The following is a 17,939-nucleotide window of genomic DNA, read 5'->3' as shown; positions in this document are numbered from 1 at the left end:
CATAAATTCTAGGGGCTTGTTTCGGCTGCGTTGACAAGCCAAAAGGAATTTGAACACAATCGAATATGCAATCTGTCGGGGAGAGAACAGATGTCCTTGCGCGCCTTGCTTCGCGGTTCCTTCATTGTTGCCGCCACGGTTTTTGCAACGCTGCCCTCCAATGCACAACAGGCCAGTCGCAAGATTGTCACCACGCAAAATGGTGACTATTTCGGCTTTGATCTGCGAACCGAGCAAAATGTTTCGCTGGATGAATGCGAAGCGACCTGCCTCGATGACGCGTCCTGTAAGGCCTTCACCTACAATCCCAAGGTGCAATGGTGCTTCCTGAAATCTGACTTCAATCAGCTCAATGCATTTCCCGGTGCAGTTGCCGGCAAGGTGGTGGAAGTTGCCAACGAGCCGGAGATCGGCGTTGCCAAACGTCTGCCCTTTATCTCCGACGATCTGGTTCAGGAGGCACGTCGCCTCAAGTCCAACCTGATTGCAACCGACGAACAGCAGGCCATGGGCTTTGATGCGTTGGTTGGTTCTGCCAACATGCAGGCCGGTGCCGGCAATATTTCCGAGGCGGTTGATCTGTTCAAGGCTGCACTGTCGCTTGAGCCGGACAATGGCGCCGTATGGACACAGTTTTCTGCCGCTGCGGCACGTGTGGACAATAATTATTCGATTGCTGGCCAGGCCGCATCCGCTGCTCTCAACGCTTATGAACTGAGCCGGACAACGGGTAGCAGAACGCAGGCGCTGGTTGCTCTTGCCCGCGCCTTTGAAAAGACCCAGAATTATCGCGCTGCGCTGAATTCCTACAAGGCAAGCCTTGCGCTGTCTGATGACGCGGCCGTGCGTGCGGCCTATGCCGATCTTCGCACCCGCCAGGGTTTCCGGGTTATCGGCAACACGGTTGATACCGACAGCGCGACGCCTCGCGCCTGCGTGCAGTTTTCCGAACCTCTGGTGAAAAACGGTGTTGATTACGCGCCATTCGTGACGCTGGACGGTACCTCGCCCAAGGCCATGGAAGCCAAGGGCAGCGAAATTTGCGTCGAGGGTCTGACCCACGGCCAGCGTTACAAGCTTGCCCTGCGGGCTGGCCTGCCATCTTCCGTTGAAGAGCCGCTGGAAAAGCAGGTTGATCTCGACATCTATGTACGTGACCGGTCTGCATCGGTGCGGTTTACCGGCGACAATTTCGTGCTGCCAGGCACCGCCCGTCGCGGCGTGCCGCTGGTATCCGTCAATATCGAAAGCGCATCTCTGAAGCTCTACCGCGTTGGTGACCGCAACATTGCACCGTTGCTTGCCAATTCGCAGTTTTTGACACAGATGGATGGTTACAGTTCCGACCGTATTGAAAACGAGATCGGTGAACTGGTGTGGCAGGGTGACATTACCATCCAGCCGGAACTCAACAAGGACGTGGTCACCAGCTTCCCGGTGGATGAGGCGCTGCCCGAGCGCAAGCCCGGCATCTACGTGCTGACAGCCGTGCCACCTGGCACCGCTCCAGAAAACTGGGATTCGCGTGCAACGCAATGGTTCCTCGTATCGGACACTGGCATCACCACCTATGCCGGTACCAATGGTCTTGATGTGTTTGTGCGTGCGCTCAGCACGGCCAAACCGCTCGAAGGGGTTGAGCTGCAACTGCTGGCCAAGAACAATGAAGTTCTGGCAACGGCAACCAGTGATGCCGACGGCCGGGCAACCTTTGCCGCTGGCCTGATCCGTGGAACGGCGGCACAGGCGCCCGCGGTCATCACAGCACGGAATGGCGATGGCGATTATGTCTTCCTCGACATGACACGTGCCGGTTTTGATCTTTCCGATCGTGGTGTGACAGGGCGTGCAGCCCCCGGTGCCATCGATGTCATGAGCTGGACGGAGCGCGGCATCTACCGCGCCGGCGAAACGGTGAATGCCGTTGCGCTTGCTCGTGACATTGAAGGCAACGCCATCGAAAACCTGCCTTTGACCTTTATATTCTCGCGTCCGGACGGTGTGGAAGACCGCCGTATGGTCAGTGATGGCCGTGCGCTTGGCGGACATGCACTGCAGTTTGCAACGCAGGCAACCGCGATGCGCGGCACCTGGACGATGCGGGTCTATACCGATCCGAAAGCGGCTTCTCTCAGCGAAACGTCTTTCCTTGTCGATGATTTCGTACCTGATCGCACCGAGTTTGATCTGTCCAGTTCCGTCAAGGAAATCGTGCCCGGTGCCGAAACTGATGTGACCGTGGATGGTCGTTATCTCTACGGCGCACCGGCCGCAGGTCTTGAGCTTGAAGGCGACGTTGCGCTTAAGCCGACGCGCACCCGCGATGCTTTCCCCGGTTACTTCTTCGGTCTTGCTGACGAAGAAAGCCAGGAAGAAAGCCGTATGCCGCTGGAAGACCTGCCTGTTCTGGACGATGACGGCAAGGCAACCTTCCCGGTCAGCCTGACTGAAATCCCCTCCACCACGCAGATGCTGGATGCCAATATCACTGTTCGCATGCGGGAGAGCGGTGGCCGTGCTGTCGAGCGCAGCCTGACATTGCCGCTGAAGGCGGAAGGACCGATGATCGGCATCAAGCCAGAATTTTCTGGCGATCTTGCCGAAAACTCTGTTGGCCGGTTCCACATCATCGGCGTTTCGGCAGATGGTGCCAAACAGGCAATGAGTGGCCTGACCTGGAAACTGATCAAGGTCGAACGGAACTACCAGTGGTATCGTCAGGGCAATTCCTGGCGTTATGAACCTGTGGTCTATACCCGCCAGATGGAGACCGGAACGGTTTCCGTTGATGACAATGGCGGCCAGATTTCGGTTCCGGTGAACTGGGGCCGTTATCGCCTGGAAGTCGAAACAGCTCAAAATGACGGCCCGACCTCCAGTGTGGAGTTCGATGCCGGCTGGTTCGTGGAGGCAAGCTCGACCGAAACGCCTGACGGCCTGGAAATCGCGCTGGACAAGGAACATTACACGGTTGGCGAAACCGCCAAGCTGCAGGTGTCTTCCAAATTTGCCGGCGAGTTGATGGTCACTGCCGGTTCGGAAGCGCTGATCGCTGTGCAGCAGGTGACGATTGGTGAAAACGGTGGCGAGGTGGAAATCCCCGTAACCGAGGACTGGGGAGCCGGTGCCTATGTCACGGCCACGCTGTTCCGTCCGGGTGATGCGCAGGAAAGCCGCATGCCGATGCGTGCCATCGGTATCAAATGGCTGGCCGTTGACCCGGCTGAGCGCAAACTGAATGTGTCGCTGACACTGCCGGAAAAGACACTGCCCCGTCAGCCACTGGAAATTCCGGTGCAGGTCACTGGCGCCGGCGCCAATGAAGACGCTTATGTGATGGTTGCTGCGGTTGACGTCGGCATCTTGAACCTTACGCGTTACCAGCCACCAAAACCGGATGAATGGTATTTTGGCCAGCGCAGGCTGGGGCTTGAAATTCGCGATATTTACGGCCGGCTGATTGACGGTTCGCTGGGGGCGACCGGCCGGTTGCGCACCGGTGGTGATGGTGGCCAGGTTGCCCTGCAGGGCAGCCCTCCGACAGAACAGCTGGTGGCGTTTTTTGCCGGTCCGGTAAAGCTGGATGATGAAGGCAAGGCCGTTATCACCTTTGATATTCCGCAGTTCAACGGCACGGCACGTGTCATGGCTGTGGCCTATTCCAAAACCGGTGTCGGGCATGCGGTGTCCGATGTCGTGATCCGTGATCCGGTGGTGCTTACCGCCAGCGCGCCGAAATTCCTGAGCCCCGGTGACGAGGCGCAGTTGCGTCTGGACATTGCCAATACCGACGGTCGCGCTGGCGACTACACGCTGACAGTATCCAGCAATACGGCTGCTACGGTGGGTGAGGGGCTTGTGCGCCAGACGCTGACCTTGCAAACGGACGGCAAGGCGGATCTTGCCTTGCCATTGACGGGTGAAATGCCCGGCAATGCCGAGGTGACGATCCGCTTGGCCGATGCAACCGGGTCTGCCCTTGAGCAGGAGTTGATCATTCCGGTTCGCCCGGCTGCGCTGCCGGTCACCACCCGCCAGAACATTCGTATTGCGCCCAACAGCAGCCTTACGGTGAATGGTGATCTGTTGGCCGACAGCATGCTGCTTGGTGCATCGGTTGCCGTCAATGTCAGCCGCTCGGCGGCCTTTGATGTTCCGGCACTGGTGATGATGCTAGACAAATATCCGTATGGATGTGCCGAACAGACAACCAGCCGTGCGTTGCCGTTGCTCTATCTCTCGGAAATGTCGAGCGATAGCAGTCTGGCGCAAGACCCTGACATCAAGAAGCGGGTGCAGGACGCGATTTATCGTGTGCTGTCCTTCCAGTCGAGCTCGGGCAGCTTTGGTCTGTGGTCTCCGGGATATGGTGACCTGTGGCTGGATGCCTATATCACCGACTTCCTGACCCGCGCCCGCGAACAGTCCTATGAGGTTCCAGAGCAGGCGATGGTGCAGGCTTTGACCAACCTGCAAAACGGGCTGGCAATGGACAACAATGTCCGCGATCGTGGCAATGAAATTGCCTATGCCCTTTACGTGCTGGCCCGCAACAAGAAGGCGGCAATCAACGATCTGCGCTATTTTGCAGATACCGCCCTTGCCGAATTCCCGACACCTCTGGCCAAGGCGCAGATTGGCGCGGCACTTTCGCTATACGGTGACAATAACCGTTCGCAGTCAGTGTTTGCGTCGTCGCTCGGCATGGCTGCAAGTTCGGCCGATGTCAGCCTCGCACGTGCTGATTACGGTTCGGCGCTGCGAGATGGCGCAGCCTCGCTTGCCCTTGCCGCTGAAAGCCGTCCAGTGCCGCCGGTTGTTCCGCAGCTGGCCAGTGCCGTTTCAAAGGAATGGGACAAAAAGAGCTATACCAGCACACAGGAACAGGCCTGGATGCTGCTGGCGGCCCGTGCCTTGAGGGGCGAAGACAAGGACATTCGCCTCGATGTCAACGGTGAGATGGTCACCGGTGGTTTTGGCAAACAGATGAGCGGTGATGAGTTGCTGCAACAACCACTGACCATTTCCAACGCGTCCTCCGACCCGGTCACGGCAACGGTCACCACGGTTGCGGCTCCCGCCCAACCACTGGCAGCTGGTGGTGACGGCTTTGCAATTTCGCGGGCCTATTACTCGCTGGATGGTGAGGAAGTGAACGTCAGCGAGGCCGTGCAGAATGAACGGTATGTGGTGGTGCTAAGTGTCACACCGCAGCATGACTGGCAGTCGCGTATTCTGATCACCGATCTGCTGCCAGCCGGTTTTGAGATCGACAATCCAAGCCTGGTGGACAGCGCACAGCTGTCCAACTTCGAATGGATTGGCGATGTGGAAGCTGCCCATACCGAGTTCCGCAGTGACCGGTTTGTTGCCGCCTTCGATCGCTCGGCCGGTGACAGTTCGGACATCACCCTGGCCTATGTCGTTCGTGCCGTTACACCCGGCACCTATGATCATCCGGCCGCCAATGTGGAAGACATGTATCGTCCGCAGTTTTCCGCCCGAACGGCAACCGGCCGCATGTCGGTGGTGAAAGCCGAGTAAGGCCTTCACCATGGGGCGGTCTGCAATGGCGTGGTGGAAAAAGGCGGGGATCACTGTTGCGGTGGCTGGCATTCTGGCCACCGGCGGTGCCTTTGCCCTTGATGCGCTGGATAAGGCCTATCCGCCGCCAATCGATGCTGCGTTAAGCCGCTCCTTTGAGGTGAAGGACGCCAATGGGCAGCTGCTTCGCGCTTTTGCCACGGCAGACGGGCGCTGGCGGTTAAAGGTCACGGCGGATAAGGTCGATCCGCAGTTTCTGAAAATGCTGGTTGCCTATGAAGATCAGCGGTTCTGGCAACATGCTGGTATCGATCCCTGGGCGCTGATGCGGGCAGGTTGGCAGCTGGTCTCCAATGGTCGGATCGTGTCGGGTGCCTCGACATTGTCGATGCAGGTGGCGCGATTGATCGAACCACGTACCGACCGCTCCTTTTCGGCAAAATTCTTGCAGGCAGCCCGTGCGGTGCAGATCGAGCGGCGTCTCGACAAGGCGGACATTCTCGACCTTTATCTCAACCTCGCACCCTATGGCGGCAATCTCGAAGGGGTACGGGCGGCAAGTCTTGCGTGGTTTGGCAAGGAGCCGAAACGTCTTTCGACGGCAGAGGCAGCACTTCTGGTGTCATTGCCTCAATTGCCGGAACGGCGACGGCCGGACCGTTTTCCCGAGGCAGCCAAGGCTGCACGTGAACGGGTGTTGTTGCGCCTTGCTGTTTCCGATGTGGTCGGTGACGGGGAAGCTGCTCGTGCATCCCTGGCGATGGTGCCATCACGGAGGCTGGAACTGCCCGCCTTTGCGCCACATCTGGCAGAAATCGCCCGCCGCAAGGCCGCTGATGTTGGCGAGATCTCAACCACCCTGTCTCTACCGGTTCAAAAAGAACTCGAAGCGCTGGCCAGACGTGCTGCCGAAAAGCTCGGGCCCAAAGTCTCCGTTGCCATCGTGATGGCCGATAGCCGGACCGGAGACATTCTCGCGGAAATCGGGTCATCCGATTATACCGACTCGGCACGACGCGGCTGGGTGGATATGACGCGGGCAATTCGCTCACCCGGCTCGACACTCAAACCATTTATCTACGGCCTTGCCTTTGAAGACGGGCTGGTGGCGCAGGAAACGCTGATTGAAGATCGGCCTTCCGATTTTTACGGTTATCGTCCGCGCAATTTTGACATGAGCTATCAGGGCGATGTCAGCATCCGCCAGGCATTGCAGCTTTCTCTCAATGTTCCGGCTGTGAAACTGCTGGACGCAGTCAGCCCCGCTGCGCTGATGGTGCGTTTCCGCCGGGCGGGTGTTTCCATGTCGCTGCCAGCAGGCGAGGCGCCTGGACTGGCCATTGCTTTGGGGGGCGCCGGGATTTCGCTGGTTGATCTGGTGCAGCTTTATGCAGCACTTGCCAATCGTGGTGTACCCGTTGTGCTGGGTGATGGTGTTCGATCTGAGCCACAGGTGCAGCAGACTTCCGCCATGCTGGAAACGGTTGCGGTGTGGAATGTCAGCGATGTTCTCGCCAGCGTATTGCCGCCGCTTGGCATGAAGCAACGCGGCATCGCCTATAAAACCGGTACGAGCTACGGTTACCGTGATGCGTGGTCGGTGGGATATGACGGCCGTCATGTGATTGGGGTCTGGGTCGGTCGTGCCGATAATGGTGCAGTGCCCGGTATTGCCGGTTATGCCTCTGCTGCCCCCATTCTGTTTGAAGCATTTGAAAAATCCGGTGTGGCGATCACACCTTTGCCTTCAGCACCCACAGGTGCGGTGCGGCTGGCGGCGCAGGATTTGCCTGCTGCGCAACGTCGTTTCAGCGTGACATCAACTGGGCTCGTGACCGCTTCCACGCGTGAAGCTGCACCGCACATCGTTTACCCGCCCGAAGGGGCAAAGGTGGAACTGTCTGGGCAGGGTGGGGACATGTCGCCGCTGGTTTTGAAAATGCAGGGTGGGCGCGCACCATTTCGCTGGCTGGCAAATGGCAAACCCATTCGTGACCTGTCGCGCAAACGCACCAGCCAATGGCTGCCTGACGGTGCCGGATATTCGACGCTGACCGTGATTGATGCGGATGGGCGGGCGTCCAGTGTACGTGTGTTTGTCGATTAGGACGATGTCTGAAATCTCGCACCACATTTTAGCGTTGTTTTAATGATGCGACTATCGTCTGTGAACTTGCTTCTTTTTGACATGGATCAGTTCTGAGTGACCAAAACTACCCCATACTTATTGCCAAGTTGCGCTGGTGCGAACTATGCGCGATGTCTGCTGCAGTGCAATATATTGTCATCTTGACGATGGCATAGGTGCGTTTTTTAGGAGAGTTTCATGCTTCAGGATCGTATTCGCAACACCGCCCTACTCGATAGGGTGGTCAGTGCGGACGAGGCTGCTTTGCTCATCAAGGACGGCATGACCGTTGGTATGAGCGGTTTTACCCGTGCTGGCGAGGCCAAGGCCGTGCCGCTGGCGCTGGCGGAACGTGCGAAAAAAAGCCCACTCTCCATTACATTGATGACCGGCGCATCGCTTGGCAATGATCTCGATAAAACCATGGTCGAAGCCCACATGCTGGCGCGGCGCATGCCGTTCCAGTCCGATCCGGCACTGCGCAAGGCCATCAATGCCGGCGAGGTGATGTTCATCGATCAACACCTGTCGGAAACGGTGGAGCAGCTGCGTTCGGGCCAGATCCACGGCGTTGATGTTGCCATTGTTGAGGCGGTGGCAATCACCTCGGAAGGTGGCATCGTTCCAACCACCTCCGTCGGCAACTCGGCAAGTTTTGCCATTCTGGCCGACAAGATCATCGTTGAAATCAACCTCTCGCAGTCCGTCATTCTGGAGGGGCTGCATGACATTTTCATTCCGGCGCGTCGGCCTACCCGCATGCCTATTCCGGTGGTGACGCCGGATAGCCGCGTTGGTCTGCCCTATATTCCGGTGCCGCCGGAAAAGATCGCTGCAATCGTGGTCACAGAAAAGGAAGACAGCTTCTCGACCGTTCTGCCTCCAGATGACGAGACCAAGGCGATTGCCTCCCATCTCTCCGACTTCCTGCTGAACGAGGTGAAACAGGGCCGCATGGGGTATGAGCTGCAGCCGTTGCAGGCCGGCATCGGCACCATTGCCAATGCGGTGATGCATGGTTTTATCGATACGCCGTTCCATGACCTGAAAATGTATTCGGAAGTGTTGCAGGATTCGACCTTTGAGCTGTTCGACAGTGGCAAGCTGACTTTTGCATCCGGCTCATCGATCACTCTCTCGGGAGAGATGAATGAAAAGGTCATGCCGCGTCTGATGGACTATAAGTCCCGGCTGATCTTGCGCCCGCAGGAAGTGAGCAATCATCCCGAGGTCATTCGTCGCCTGGGCATTATTGGAATCAACACCGCATTGGAGTTTGACCTCTACGGCAATGTGAATTCCACCCATGTTGGTGGCACGAACATGATGAACGGCATTGGTGGTTCGGGAGACTTTGCCCGCAACGCGTACATGTCGATCTTTGTCACCAAGTCGATTGCCAAAAACGGTTCGATTTCCAGCGTTGTGCCGATGGTAAGCCATGTCGACCATACCGAACATGATGTGGATATTCTGGTGACGGAAGTGGGCATTGCCGACCTGCGTGGTCTTGCGCCGCGTGAGCGCGCACCGGTCATTATCCGCAATTGCGTGCATCCGCTCTACCGCGACCAGTTGGCGGATTATTATGAGCGGGCCGTCAAACGTGGCGGACATACACCACATATCCTCGAAGAGGCCTTCTCCTGGCACACGGCACTGCGGGAAAAGGGCACCATGTTGCCTTCAACCTGATCACCAAAAATGCGGGATTGTAAAAAGCAATTCCGCTTCTTTTGGCTTTGCTATAGAAGGGACCCGGCCGGATGCTGTTTTGACGAAGGCTCCATGGTTCGGGGAGAATGAATCTATGCCCTTTGGAATGCGCACAAAATGTGCGGCAGTGTTTATGGTATTGGCCGTGTTGAGCGGATGCGGTGGGCGCCCAATCGGCGTGATGACCCCGACAGGAACGACAGTACCGGGCACGTCTGAAGTCAATCTTCTCGTTGCGACAACCCGCGCCCCTTCGGAAAATACCGCAATCCTGTTTGGCGGTGAGCGTGGCACCGGCCTCAAGGTCGATGCCGTGACCGTGTCCATCCCACCTGAGGCAAACCGCAAGGTCGGGCAGGTGCAGTGGCCAAAGAAATTACCTCCCAACCCGCTCAAGGATTTTACCACGGTTTCAGTTGAGCCTGTGATCGGTGAGGCAGCCGGGTTTTCCTGGGTGAAGAAGCACCTGTCCAAGGATCGAAGAGTGCTGGTCTTTGTGCATGGTTTCAACAACCGCTACGAAGAATCGGTCTATCGTTTTGCGCAAATCGTGCATGATTCCGGTACTGACGTGGTGCCTGTTGTGTTTACATGGCCATCCCGTGCCAGCATCTTTGATTATAATTACGACAAGGAAAGCACCAACTATTCCCGCGATGCGCTGGAGGAGATGCTGACCCGCCTTGCCAAGGACAAGTCGGTTAGCGAAATCACTGTGATGGCGCACTCCATGGGTACATGGCTTGCGGTGGAATCGTTGCGGCAGATGGCCATTCGCCATGGTCGCGTTAATCCGAAAATTTCCAACGTCATCCTTGCTGCACCGGATCTGGATGTGGATGTGTTCAGCCGTCAGTACACGGCGCTTGGCACGATGCCACCGAAGTTCACACTGTTCGTGTCGCAGGACGACCGCGCCTTGACCCTTTCCCGTCGTATATCCGGCAATGTGGATCGCCTCGGGCAGATTGACCCGACGGTTGAACCCTATGCTTCACAGCTTGAAAAGGCTGGCATTACCGTTCTTGACCTCACCAAACTGAAATCGGGTGACAGTCTCAACCACGGCAAGTTTGCTGAAAGTCCCGAAGTGGTGCGGCTGATTGGCGATCGGTTGATTGCCGGGCAGACTGTGACGGATTCCGATGTTGGTCTGGGTGAGGCATTGGGTGCTGTCGGTATCGGTGCTGCTCAAACCGTTGGTACGGCAGCCAGCGTGGTGGTCAGTGCGCCGATTGCGGTGTTTGATCCCCGCACCCGTGACAATTACGGTCAGCAGGTCGAACGTTTCGGTCGTTCGCTTGGCAATACCATTGGTTCTGTCGGAGATACGGCCGGTAGCGTGGTGGACACCTCGGGTATGAGTTCTTCCGGCGTGAATTGTGATCTTTCCGTTAACCGGGATCGAGCGGTTTGTAACCGCCGCTGATCCCGTCAAACGGAAAGTCGAACGGCAATTATTAAATATACAAATTGCATGCAGATCGCTATTGCTTAGTGTAGTTTGCGTGTTGTGAAGAGCGGTCTGTCCGCCCGTTTGATTTTCGGAGAAATGCCATGCGTTGGAAGCGCACACTTCAACTTCTCGATGTCCATTGTGAAGGCGAAATCGGCCGTGTCGTTGTGGGCGGCGCGCCGAAAATCCCTGGCAACAGCATTGCAGAACAGTTGCACTGGATGAACACCGACCCGAAGGGTGAGGAGCTTCGTCGTTTCCTGACGCTTGAGCCTCGTGGCACGCCTATGGGCTCGGTCAACCTGCTGTTGCCACCGAAACACCCGGATGCCCATGCCGCATTTGTTATTCTCCAGCCGGATCAGGCCCATGCCAGTTCCGGTTCGAATTCCATCTGCGCCACAACCGCACTGTTGGAAAGCGGCATGGTGGAGATCAAAGAGCCGGAAACGGTGGTTATTCTGGAAACTGCGGCGGGCCTGGTCAAGGCCACTGCAACCTGCCGTGACGGGCGCTGTGAAAAGGTGAAGCTGACCATGGTGCCGTCCTTCGTGCACGAGCTTGACGTCAGCGTCGACACGCCGGATTGGGGTCGCGTGACGATGGATATCGCCTATGGCGGTATTTTCTACGCGCTGGTGGATGTGCGCCAGATCGGTTTGACCATCGAAAAGGCCAATGCGGCCAAGCTGGTTGCGGCTGGCATGGTGCTGAAAGATATCGTCAACCGGGCGGTGCCGGTTGTGCATCCGGAAATCCCGGCAATCTCCGGTGTTGCCTATGTGATGTTCCGCGATGTCGATGCAGACGGATCGATCCGCACCTGCACCACTATGTGGCCGGGCCGCGCAGACCGCTCACCCTGCGGCACGGGCAACTCGGCCAATCTCGCGACGCTTTATGCACGCGGCAAGGTCAAGCTCGGGGATGAATACATATCGCGTTCGATCATTGGCTCGGAATTCGAGGTGGGCTTGTCTGCCCTGACTGAAGTTGCCGGTCGCCCGGCTGTCATCCCGACCATTGCCGGTCGCGGTTTTACCTTCGGCTTGCATCAGGTGGGTCTGGACCCGTTTGATCCGCTGGCAGAGGGTTTCGCGATGACCGATGTCTGGGGGCCAGAAGCAGGCGGCATCTAACACCGGTCGCATAAATACGACCCCTGTCGAAAAAATGCATTTACAGCCGCGGAAACCCGTTCAGCGGCTGTATCCCCGGTGCAAAAGGTGCTAAGCGGTTGCCGCATTCCATACAGCACCCGAGGTCCGCACGATGAATTCGATCACCCTTCGCCGCCCTGATGACTGGCACCTGCATTTGCGCGATGGCGCCATGCTCGAAGGCGTGATTGGTGATACGTCGAAAGATTTCGCCCGTGCGATCATCATGCCGAACCTCGTGCCGCCAGTTGTCACGACCACGGATGCGCAGGCCTATAAGGACCGCATCGTCAAGGCTATTCCGGCTGGCCATAATTTCCAGCCACTGATGACATTGTATCTGACCGAGCACACCGAGGCGGATGATGTTGAGGCTGGCAAGAACAGCGGCCTGATCACCGCCGTAAAGCTTTATCCAGCCGGTGCCACCACCAATTCTCACGGCGGTGTGCGCGATATGGACAAGGCCATGCCGGTTCTGGAGCGTATGGCCAAGATCGGTCTGCCGCTTTGTGTGCATGGTGAAGTGACAACGCCGGAAGTCGATATTTTCGACCGCGAGGCCGTGTTTATCGAAACGGTTCTTGAGCCGCTGCGCAAGCGTTTGCCAGAACTCAAAGTCACGATGGAACACGTCACCACAAAAGATGGCGTGGATTACATCAAGTCCTCCAAGGCCAATCTGGCCGGTTCGATCACCACACACCACCTGATCATCAATCGCAACGCCATTCTGGTCGGCGGTATCAAGCCGCATTATTACTGCCTGCCGGTTGCCAAGCGTGAAGAACACCGTCTTGCGCTGCGTGCTGCGGCAACATCCGGTGATGCACGTTTCTTCCTTGGCACGGATTCCGCGCCGCATATCGATCCGCTGAAAGAATGCGCCTGTGGTTGCGCTGGCGTTTACACCTCGATCAACACCATGAGCTGCCTTGCCCATGTGTTTGAACAGGACAATGCACTCGACAAGCTGGAAGCCTTCACGTCTCTCAACGGTCCGGCATGGTATGGCCTTGCCCCGAATGATGAGACAATCACGCTGGTCAAGCGTGATGAGCCTGTGGCCTTCCCGACCAAGCGGGAAACCGGAGCCGGCATCGTGACGGTGTTTGACCCGATGTTCCCGTTGCATTGGGATGTGGCCTGAGCCGCAACACCCATTCACTGAATTTTGAAAAGCCAAAGACGCCCAAGGAGAGCCAGATGATCCATGCCAACTTTACAGATCGCGCCGTCATGGCAGAAATCGTCGCCAAGATGCTCTGGGAAATCAAGGCTGTGCATTTTTCTGCCGATCAGCCGTACAAGTTCGCGTCCGGCATGGCGAGCCCTGTTTATATCGACATGCGCAAGCTGATCTCCTACCCGCGCATTCGCTCAACGGCCATGGATTTTGCCGCGGCAACGGTGATGCGCGACGCGGGTTTTGAAAAGTTCGACTGTGTGGCCGGTGGTGAAACGGCTGGTATTCCCTTTGCCGCTTTCCTGTCCGAGCGTCTTTCCTTGCCAATGATCTATTGCCGCAAGAAGCCGAAGGGCCATGGCCGCAACGCCCAGATCGAGGGCAACATGCCTGAGGGTTCGCGTGTTTTGGTCATTGAAGATCTGACGACCGCCGGTGGTTCGATGTTCACTTTCATCGATGCGATCCGTGCGGCCGGCGGCATTGTCGATCATGGCATTGCGCTGTTTTATTACGGCATCTTCCCGGAAGCGGAGCAGCGTTTTGCAGCCGGTAATGTCAAGCTGCACTACATCGCCACATGGCGCGATGTGCTGGCTGTTGCCAAGGCTGACAAGCTGTTCGATGACAAGACTTTGGCTGAGGTCGAAGCGTTTCTGGATGCGCCACTGGCCTGGTCTGGCCGCAATGGTGGTGTCAGCGAATTGCCAACGTCTTGATCTGGTTTTTCTGCTTTACATCGGTTAAATCGATTTAAAGCGCAAAGAATTTTCAGATTCATTTTTCATATGGGTGAGGAGGACCGAATGATCCTGTGCTGCGGCGAAGCTCTGATCGACATGCTGCCACGTCAAACGACGCAAGGGGAGGCAGGTTATGCCCCCTATGCCGGTGGTGCAGTGTTCAATACGGCCATCGCGCTCGGAAGGCTTGGTGTTCCCTCCGGCTTTTTCTGTGGCATTGCCAAGGACATGCTGGGCGATGTGCTGATTGAAAGCCTCAAGGCTGCCAATGTCGATTACAGCTTCTGCGCTTTTTCGGATCGTCCGTCCACCGTTGCCTTTGTGAAGCTGGTCAACGGCCATGCGACCTACGCTTTTTATGACGAAGGCACTGCGCTCAGAATGTTGTCGCAGGATGATCTGCCAGTGCTGGGTGATGACTGCGAGGCCATGCATTTTGGTGCCATCAGCCTCATTCCTGAACCATGCGGCAGCACCTATGAAGCGCTGATGAAGCGCGAACATGCCAGTCGCGTCATCTCGCTCGACCCGAATATCCGTCCGGGATTCATCAAGGACAAGGAAAAACATCTGGCCCGTATCACCCGTATGGCGGCGATGTCGGATATCCTCAAGTTTTCGGATGAAGACCTTGAGTGGTTTGGTCTGGATGGTGACCTTGATGCCATGGCCACGCATTGGCTAAAGGATGATACCAAGCTGGTGGTGGTGACCAAGGGTGCCGAAGGTGCTGTCGGTTACACGAGAGATCGCAAGGTTTTCGTGCCAAGCCAGAAGGTTGAGGTCGTCGATACGGTCGGTGCCGGCGATACATTTGATGCCGGTATTCTGGCCTCGCTCAAACTCCAGGGATTGCTGACCAAGGCGCACGTTGCGACGCTGAGCGAAGAGGCCATTACCAAGGCATTGGCGCTCGGCTCCAAGGCTGCGGCTGTCACGGTTTCCCGCGCGGGTGCGAACCCGCCATGGGCCAAGGAAATCGGCCTTTAAAACAAGTTTTTGATGCTTTTTGCAATGTGCAGCGTGCCTACGGAGACTGTCTGGAGGCACGCAGATCATATGTGCGCGTTCTAGGGGTAGGGGGCTGCCCTGATGTAAGGGCAGGTGGAGGAGGCATTGGGGTCCGTGGCAGGTGTCGGCTTTGGCCGGTTGATGATTTTTCTGGCCGTGTTGTTTCAAGCGGTCGGCAAGGTGATGTTCGGCACATGGCTGACGGCCGTGCCGTCGCATTTTTTTTGTTCGTCAGTTTCACGCTCACTTCAGTGTTTTTCCTGCTTCTGTCACGTCGCAGTGTTGGGCAAAAAACCTGGGGTCCGATCATCCTGCTGAATGCCAGTACGGCTTTGACATTCCTCAGTTTCTTTTATGCACTCAAGCTGATCGAGCCGGCCATCGTCGGCGCGGTTGATATCGGCATCGGACCGGTTCTCGCCGTTATCCTGACCTTTGTAATGACCGGTGAACGTCCGTCACTGATCCGCGCCGTTGTGTGTCTAGGGGTGCTTGCCGGATGTGGCATTCTCGCGCTTGCTGCGGTGAGTGGCAGCGGTCTTGCTTCCATTGGAGAAAATGCCTGGCTTGGTCTGGCTGCAAGTGTGGTTGCTGGTGTCGGTGCAGTGCTGATCACCATGGCCTCCAAGACACTGATTACCCGTGGCTGGAAATTCGAGTCGGTGCTGGCGCATCGGTTTTATCTCATCATCCCGATTTCACTTGTCATGACGATCAGCACAGGCCTGCCGGCCATTGAGTGGTCCGTCTATCTGGTTGCGGCTCTGCTGGCCGTGACAGTGATCGGGGTTCTGGCGCCGCTTTATCTTTTGCAGGTTGGTATCGGACGTTGCGATGCCTATACCGTGATGTTGACGATGGCAGCGCTGCCTGTTTTGACCTTCATTATTGAAGGTTTTTCGCCGCTCTATGCCTGGTCGTGGCTGACGGCGGCCGGGATCGGCGTGGTCACCCTGTTTCAGTTGATCGATGTAATAGCCAAACGCTCCTGACGAATGCCTCGTTTTGAGGCGGCAACGGTGTGTCGGCGATAGCTGGCAGCAACCGCAGCAGACTTGACGTTTCTATAATCAGTAGGTAGACCGATCTACCTACTGATGAGGTAACCGATGAGCGATGCGCAGATAACCGTGCCTGAAAGTGCACGTGATCGTCTTTTGCGGGCGGCAGCCGTGCTGTTTTATGAAAACGGCATTGCCGGAACCGGCATCGATGCCATTGTGGCGCGGGCTGGCGTTGCCAAGAAAAGCCTCTACAACAATTTTGCCTCCAAGGCCGATCTGGTGAACCAGTATCTGCAGGTCCGCCATGCCGAATGGCTTGCCCTATATGATGTCCGGTTGGCCAAGGCGCATTCGCCGAAAGACCGGATCATGGCGGTCTTTGATGCCTATCAGGACCATGCCGAATATGCCTATGAACGCGGATTTCGCGGCTGTGGCCTGTTGAATGCAGCGGCTGAACTGACGGTTGGCGATATCGGACGGCAGGCGGTGCGTGTTCACAAGGAAGAGGTGGAGCGCATTCTTGTCGATCATGTCAGTGATCTGATCGGTGGTGATGGGTCACGTTCAGTCAAGATCGCAAGACAACTGGCGTTCCTTCTTGAGGGCGCAATTACCCGAGCCGGACTGGAAGGCAACAGTGGCCTCGTTGTCGAGGCGCGCGGCATGGCATCTGATCTACTGGAGACATTATGAGCACGGCGCCAAGGGATTTCAGAATTGGCGTGGCAGCCGTTCTATTTGCTTCAGTGGTTTGGGGTACGACGGGCACGGCTGCAAGTTTTGCACCTGATGTCAGCGCGGCGGCCATTGGCGCAGCCGCCATGGGCATTGGCGGGCTGTTGCAGGCAGCGATTGCCGCCAAAAACATTCGCCGGGCTGTGCCTGATCTTGCTCTACATTGGCGCAAACTTGTGTTGGGTGGACTGGCGGTCGCTCTTTATCCGCTGGCCTTTTATGGTTCCATGCGGCTGGCTGGTGTGACCATCGGCACCGTGGTGACCATTGGTTCGGCACCTCTTTTGTCTGCATTGATCGAGAATATGTTTGATGGCGCGCGACTGTCGAAACGCTGGCTGGGCGGAGCGCTGCTTGGTCTTATTGGCATGTTGCTGCTGTGTATCGCAGAAAGTTCCTCGACGGAGGTGTTTTCAGGTGGTCACTCCACGGTTGCCGGTATTGCGCTCGGCCTGATCGGTGGTCTGACCTATGCGCTTTATTCCTGGACGGCACGTGGTTTGATGTTGCAGGGCATTCGATCTTCTGCGGCGATGGGCGCAACCTTCGGCATTGGCGGTCTGTTGCTGATGCCAGTGCTTGTTATCACCGGTGGGCCGTTTCTCGCCTCCTGGAACAATGCAGCGGTTGGCATCTACATGGCTCTGGTGCCGATGTTTTTGGGTTACATCTGCTTTGGCATGGGGCTGGCGCGCATACCTGCCAGCATGGCAACAACCATTACCCTCATCGAACCCGTTGTGGCGGCGATGTTGGCTGTTGCCATCATCGGTGAACGCTTACCGTTGCTGGGATGGTTTGGCGTGACGCTGATCATCTGCTGCCTTGTGGTGATTACCGTGCCATTGAAGTTTTCCAGGCGGCAAAGCAGTGTCATGTCGGGCCAGCCATGAGGGTTGAGCGCCAGCACTTTCGGCGCTGACGCCAAAACCTGTTGTTGATATCGCGAAAGGAGGAATGAATTTTCGCGATGTGCCTGTTCCGCGCAATTGTATCTGTTGAAATTTAAGGCGAAATGCCAAATATATGGGCAGATCGCGGCGTGGCCTTCTTTGCCCGCTGCCACTTTTCTTCTTATCTCCTTCAAATGGAATGCAACATGTCTAGTTCAACATCCGCTTCGCGGGCGCAGAGGCCGTTTTACGCCTCGTTCGGCTTTCAGGTGTTCGTCGCCATGGCCGTGGGCCTGGTTCTTGGCTACATCGCGCGCCAGATCGGCCCGACAGAGGCCGGTCCGAATTGGCTCGTACAGA

11 protein-coding genes are annotated in these 17,939 nt (G+C 56.9%); all 11 read left to right on the top strand.

The features are described 5' to 3' along the window. The first annotated feature begins 90 nt into the window (after nucleotides 1-90). The 11 genes from RT613_RS07995 to RT613_RS07945 all read left to right on the top strand — a co-directional run bounded on the left by RT613_RS07995 (nucleotide 91) and on the right by RT613_RS07945 (nucleotide 17,579). Entirely contained in the window at nucleotides 91-5,544 is a 5,454-nt protein-coding gene (locus tag RT613_RS07995) for an alpha-2-macroglobulin family protein (RefSeq protein ID WP_313614380.1), read from the top strand. Nucleotides 5,545-5,569: 25 nt separating this feature from the next. Continuing rightward, nucleotides 5,570-7,651: a penicillin-binding protein 1C gene (gene pbpC, locus RT613_RS07990; protein ID WP_313614556.1), complete on the top strand. Its 2,082-nt coding sequence runs from the start codon at nucleotides 5,570-5,572 to the stop codon at nucleotides 7,649-7,651. Nucleotides 7,652-7,870: 219 nt separating this feature from the next. Beyond that, a complete protein-coding gene (locus RT613_RS07985; RefSeq protein ID WP_313614378.1) occupies nucleotides 7,871-9,367 on the top strand; it encodes an acetyl-CoA hydrolase/transferase family protein in 1,497 nt (498 codons plus the stop codon). Nucleotides 9,368-9,494: 127 nt separating this feature from the next. Next, nucleotides 9,495-10,817, top strand: a complete 1,323-nt coding sequence (locus RT613_RS07980; RefSeq protein ID WP_313614555.1) for an alpha/beta hydrolase — start codon at nucleotides 9,495-9,497, stop codon at nucleotides 10,815-10,817. A 128-nt stretch (nucleotides 10,818-10,945) separates the two neighbouring features. Continuing rightward, entirely contained in the window at nucleotides 10,946-11,983 is a 1,038-nt protein-coding gene (locus RT613_RS07975) for a 4-hydroxyproline epimerase (RefSeq protein WP_313614377.1), read from the top strand. A gap of 133 nt (nucleotides 11,984-12,116) precedes the next feature. Beyond that, nucleotides 12,117-13,154 (top strand): dihydroorotase, encoded by a 1,038-nt coding sequence (gene pyrC, locus RT613_RS07970; protein WP_313614376.1) that lies wholly within the window; start codon nucleotides 12,117-12,119, stop codon nucleotides 13,152-13,154. A 56-nt stretch (nucleotides 13,155-13,210) separates the two neighbouring features. Continuing rightward, nucleotides 13,211-13,909 carry an orotate phosphoribosyltransferase gene (locus tag RT613_RS07965; RefSeq protein ID WP_313614374.1) on the top strand — a complete coding sequence of 233 codons (699 nt, stop codon included), beginning with the start codon at nucleotides 13,211-13,213 and terminating at the stop codon, nucleotides 13,907-13,909. Nucleotides 13,910-13,996: 87 nt separating this feature from the next. Continuing rightward, the gene (locus RT613_RS07960) at nucleotides 13,997-14,923 is read left to right on the top strand and encodes a carbohydrate kinase (protein ID WP_313614372.1); all 927 of its coding nucleotides are present in this window, start codon (nucleotides 13,997-13,999) and stop codon (nucleotides 14,921-14,923) included. A gap of 215 nt (nucleotides 14,924-15,138) precedes the next feature. After that, the gene (locus RT613_RS07955) at nucleotides 15,139-15,936 is read left to right on the top strand and encodes an EamA family transporter (RefSeq protein ID WP_313614370.1); all 798 of its coding nucleotides are present in this window, start codon (nucleotides 15,139-15,141) and stop codon (nucleotides 15,934-15,936) included. Between the two features lie 117 nt (nucleotides 15,937-16,053). Further along, nucleotides 16,054-16,644 carry a helix-turn-helix domain-containing protein gene (locus RT613_RS07950; RefSeq protein ID WP_313614368.1) on the top strand — a complete coding sequence of 197 codons (591 nt, stop codon included), beginning with the start codon at nucleotides 16,054-16,056 and terminating at the stop codon, nucleotides 16,642-16,644. Beyond that, the gene (locus RT613_RS07945) at nucleotides 16,641-17,579 is read left to right on the top strand and encodes an EamA family transporter (RefSeq protein WP_313614366.1); all 939 of its coding nucleotides are present in this window, start codon (nucleotides 16,641-16,643) and stop codon (nucleotides 17,577-17,579) included. Before RT613_RS07950 ends, RT613_RS07945 begins: the two co-directional genes overlap by 4 nt. The last annotated feature ends 360 nt before the right edge of the window (nucleotides 17,580-17,939 follow it).

The sequence above is a fragment of the Agrobacterium sp. genome (assembly GCF_032092815.1).
GTDB lineage: Bacteria > Pseudomonadota > Alphaproteobacteria > Rhizobiales > Rhizobiaceae > Agrobacterium.
The sequence above is the reverse complement of the archived record's forward strand: the minus strand, read 5'-3'. Positions and strand labels throughout refer to the sequence as shown.